The organism is Mycobacterium sp. TH-M11 (genome assembly GCF_057473725.1).
On record NZ_JBYCLD010000387.1, the window covers coordinates 1 to 1,975 of the forward strand.

At 65.3% G+C, this 1,975-nt stretch carries 1 protein-coding gene and 1 pseudogene; both read left to right on the forward strand.

Features of this window, described 5'->3' with window-relative positions; genetic code table 11:
- Positions 1-213, forward strand: a pseudogene (locus tag AC2VOG_RS15295) (transposase); the annotation flags it as partial.
- Between the two features lie 221 nt (positions 214-434).
- Positions 435-1,754, forward strand: coding sequence for an ISL3 family transposase (locus tag AC2VOG_RS15300; RefSeq protein WP_486940723.1), 1,320 nt, complete (start codon positions 435-437; stop codon positions 1,752-1,754).
- The last annotated feature ends 221 nt before the right edge of the window (positions 1,755-1,975 follow it).

Sequence of the window (1,975 nt, forward strand, 5' to 3'; positions counted from 1 at the left end):
ACTCAACAAGAAGATCCGACGTCGCACCGACGTCTTGGGCATCTTCCCCGACCGCAACGCCCTCATTCGCCTCGTCGGCGCCGTCCTGGCCGAACACACGACGAATGGGCCGAGTCCCGGCGCTACCTCGGCCTCGACGTCCTGAGCAAATCACGCGCCGTCAACGACACACCGACAGAACAGGAGGCCACCCCGGCGGCACTGACCGCCTGAACCATCACGACGAAGAATCACACGACGACGTCATACACCACGTCCCTGGACTTGACCCCAGACACAACTTTTTCTTGGTGACCGAGCGCTGCAATAACTACTGCCTAATGTGGCTCTTCACAGTTGAGGGTGTAGAGCGGGTGGGCGCGTCGTTGCCGGGATAAGGGTCGAGGTCTTCCGAAGATGGGAGTTCTGACGCTGCCCACCAGGAAGACCTCGACGTGCACGACGCTACCGCTGTGGCCGGTTTTGCCGCGCCTGATGTGTCCACTTTCTGCCGCCTCGATGAACTGGGTCTGGTGGTGACCGGGCAACGTCTGGATTCCGATCGGGCGGTCTTGGCGTGCCGGATCGCCGCTGATGACTCGTGGTGCCGCCGCTGCGGGGAACAGGGCCGGTTGCGCGACACGGTCACCCGCACACTGGCCCACGAACCGTTGGGCTGGCGGCCGACGACGTTGCTGGTGCGCATCGCCCGCTACCGGTGCGCCGGGTGCTCGCATGTGTGGCGACAAGACAGTTGCGCGGCGGCCGAACCGCGGGCCCGGTTGTCCCGGCGCGCTCTGCGGTGGGCGTTGGAAGCGATCGTCTGCGCCCATCTGAGCATGTCGCGGGTCGCCGAGGCGCTCGGCGTGGCGTGGAACACCGCCAACAACGCTGTTCTCGCCGAAGGCCGCCGGGTCCTGATCAGCGATCCGGGCCGGTTCGACGGCGTCCGCGTGATCGGGGTCGATGAGCATGTGTGGCGCCACACCCGCCGCGGCGACAAGTACGTCACTGTCATCATCGACCTCACCCCGGTGCGGGAAAAGACCGGTCCCGCAAGGCTGTTGGACATGATCGAAGGCCGCTCCAAAGCTGTGTTCAAGACCTGGCTGGCCGATAGACCAAAGGCCTGGCGTGACGGTGTGCAGGTCGTGGCAATGGATGGGTTCACCGGCTTTAAGACCGCCGCCGCCGAGGAGATCCCCGACGCGGTTGCGGTCCTTGATCCCTTTCATGTCGTCCGGTTGGCCGGCGATGCCCTCGATGAGTGCCGGCGGCGAGTCCAGCTCGGCACCTGCGGGCGCCGCGGCCGCAAAGGCGATCCCCTGTTCAACGCCCGCCGGACCCTGCACACCGGCGTCGATCTGCTCACAGACAAACAGCGCAGCCGGCTGGAGACCCTGTTTGCCGACGACGCCCACACCGAGGTCCAAGCAACCTGGGGGATCTACCAGAAGATGGTCACCGCCTACCGCGACCCGGACCGGGCCACAGGCCGAAAGACGATGGCCGCATTGATCGCCTCGCTGAGCACCGGCGTTCCGAAGGCACTGGTCGAAGTCGTCAAACTCGGGCGCACCCTGAACCGACGCGCCGCTGACGTACTGGCCTACTTCGACCGGCCCGGTACCAGCAACGGACCCACCGAAGCCATCAACGGACGCCTGGAACACCTGCGCGGATCCGCCCTGGGCTTCCGCAACCTCACCAACTACATCGCACGATCACTGCTGGAAACCGGCGGATTCAGACCACGGCTACACCCTGGATTGTGAAGAGCCCTAAAAGCGCGATCGCGTTGAGTACGTTTTCGGGCGAGATCTGCGCGAACACCATGGCGTCATCGTAGAAAGCCCACGCGACAGCAGGGCAGACAGCTGGGTAGCCCGTTCGGACGAACCCGTTAGCTACGAGCCCCGAACGCGGCGATTCAGCCGCCGTACGCCGCGTCGCCGCCGCGACGAATCGCCGTCGGCAACCGCCGCCTAGCGTCGAT